The sequence below is a fragment of the Plesiomonas sp. genome (genome assembly GCF_051650925.1).
Taxonomy (GTDB): Bacteria; Pseudomonadota; Gammaproteobacteria; order Enterobacterales; family CAMTGL01; genus Plesiomonas.
The window spans coordinates 1-2,342 of the sequence record NZ_JBOFRH010000389.1 but is presented as its reverse complement, the minus strand read 5'-3'; the positions used below and the strand labels follow the sequence as shown (position 1 = coordinate 2,342).

Sequence of the window (2,342 nt, the reverse complement as noted above, 5' to 3'; positions counted from 1 at the left end):
CACATCTGGCCAAACAGCGCGGCTTGCTGGTCACCGGCAATACCGGCAATCGGGATACGAGTACCGCCTTTACCACCAATGTTGGTTTGGCCATAAATTTCGGAGGATGGGCGTACCGCTGGCAGCATTGCACGTGGAATATCCAGTGCTTCAAGCATGCGGGTATCCCAGTCTAGCGTGTGGATATTAAACATCATGGTACGTGAGGCGTTGGTGTAGTCGGTAACGTGTGCACGCCCTTGGGTCATCTTCCAGACCAGCCAAGTATCGACCGTACCAAACAGCAGCTCTCCGCGCTGGGCACGTTCACGTGAACCTTCAACATGGTCTAAAATCCACTTCACTTTGGTGCCTGAGAAGTAAGGGTCAACCACTAGACCGGTATTGTGGCGGATGTACTCTTCTAGCCCTTGCTCTTTGAGTGCTTCGCAGATAGGCGCAGTGCGGCGGCACTGCCAGACAATGGCATTATAAATCGGCTTGCCAGTCTCTTTTTCCCACACAATAGTGGTTTCACGCTGGTTGGTGATACCGATACCGGCGACCTGATCAGAGGTGATACCGGCTTTTGCCAGCACTTCGACCAGCACGGCACTTTGCGTACCCCAGATCTCCATCGGGTCGTGCTCTACCCAGCCAGCTTGCGGGTAGTGTTGGGTAAACTCGCGTTGTGAAACACTGATAACATTGGCATCGTGATCAAGAACAATCGCACGTGAACTGGTTGTGCCTTGATCCAGCGCCACCATGAATTTTTTTTCAGTCATCGTCGACTCCATTGTTCTATCCTAGGTCAGTTATTCTTAATTTTACGCGCTAATGCGCGATGATTCAGATGATTATTTTGTCTGCCTGCCGTGTATTTTAAGGGAATGCTGACACGGCAGGTCATATGGGTTTGGTATGGCTATACGTGCTTAATCACGAATGATCTTTGTCACCGGATTATCGTCATCGGTTATTTTACAGCTGTTGCAGGGCAGGTTACGGCCAATCATGGCGCGGTAACCGGCAGCACCTAAGCATGCACCAACAATCGGGGCTAAAATCGGGATAATAAAATACGGAATATCACGGCCACCGGTCAGGGCGATATCACCCCAGCCAGCGAGGAATGCCAGCAGTTTCGGGCCAAAATCACGCGCCGGATTCATCGCAAAACCGGTCAGCGGGCCCATTGCACCACCAATGACAGCAATGACCAAACCAATCAGCAACGGGGCCATTGGGCCACGCGGCAGACCGTTACCGTCGTCGGTCAGTGCCATAATCAGCGCCATTAGAACGGCGGTAATCACCAATTCAACCACAAAAGCGTGGCCAACACTGATGGCCGCATGCGGGTAGGTAGAGAATACGCCGGCAGTTTGCAGGCTCTCTACGCTGCCGCGTACGATATTGTGGGTTGCCTCAAAGTTGGCAAACAGATTTCCGTACAGGAAGTAGATCAGTGCGGCAGCACAAAATGCGCCGGCAATTTGCGCAATGATAAACGGAATCACACGTTTACGATCAAAACAGGCAAACAGCCACAGAGCAATTGTCACGGCAGGATTAAGGTGCGCACCGGAAACGCCGGCGGTTAGATAAATGGCCATCGCCACGCCAACCCCCCAGATAATACTGATCTCCCACAGGCTCATGGTTGCGCCGGCTAAATTAGCTGCGGCCACACAGCCAAGGCCAAAGAAGATGAGAAGTCCGGTTCCGATAAATTCAGCGGTACATTGTGCGGTAAGCGTAGGGTGATGAGTGGCGCTCATATCTGCAGTCCTGTTGTTATTGTGGAATCCGCAATTGGCAAGGTAACTGGTTAGACCAGATAACTGGCCCGTGGTGTAAATGTAACGTTAAAGTTCGAATACGAAAAATGAGAAAGATAGAATGTGCGCTATCGGTCAAGATTTCTGATTTTTTGCGCATTTTTTAGTGAACAGGCTCAAAATTTAGCAATAAGTAGCGGAATCTGCTCTTTACGCGTTTTCTGATAGCTGAATCAATTAAGCTGGTGGGTGTGGGGCATCAAGCGCAGATTCAGTGGAATGTAACGCGATATAGTGTAATGTTATTTTTATGTCTCAGCGCTGCTGGAGTGGTTTTTTATGTCGGTTTGTCGTGCTTGCATAGAACAAGGCAACAATATAAAAAAATACAAATAGGGTGATTAAGCTGAGGGATGCTTTTTGTCTACTGCGAGCCATGATTTGGCACCAGAATACGCATTATCGAACCTGATGTTTCAGGGGATAGAGAGCAATAATCACAATATATGTGCAAAGAGAGTAAAAAGCTGCGTGGATAGGGCTGTGGTACAAGCGAGCAGTGGGGTACAATCGGCAATA

2 protein-coding genes are annotated in these 2,342 nt (G+C 49.6%); both read right to left on the bottom strand.

All coding sequences use genetic code 11. The features are described from left to right. Positions 1–767: FGGY family carbohydrate kinase (locus ACRC27_RS08895; RefSeq protein ID WP_438639717.1), on the bottom strand; the 767-nt coding region annotated here is incomplete at its 3' end. A 150-nt stretch (positions 768–917) separates the two neighbouring features. Further along, positions 918–1,763, bottom strand: a complete 846-nt coding sequence (locus tag ACRC27_RS08890; RefSeq protein WP_438623229.1) for an MIP/aquaporin family protein — start codon at positions 1,761–1,763, stop codon at positions 918–920. Between the last annotated feature and the right edge of the window lie 579 nt (positions 1,764–2,342).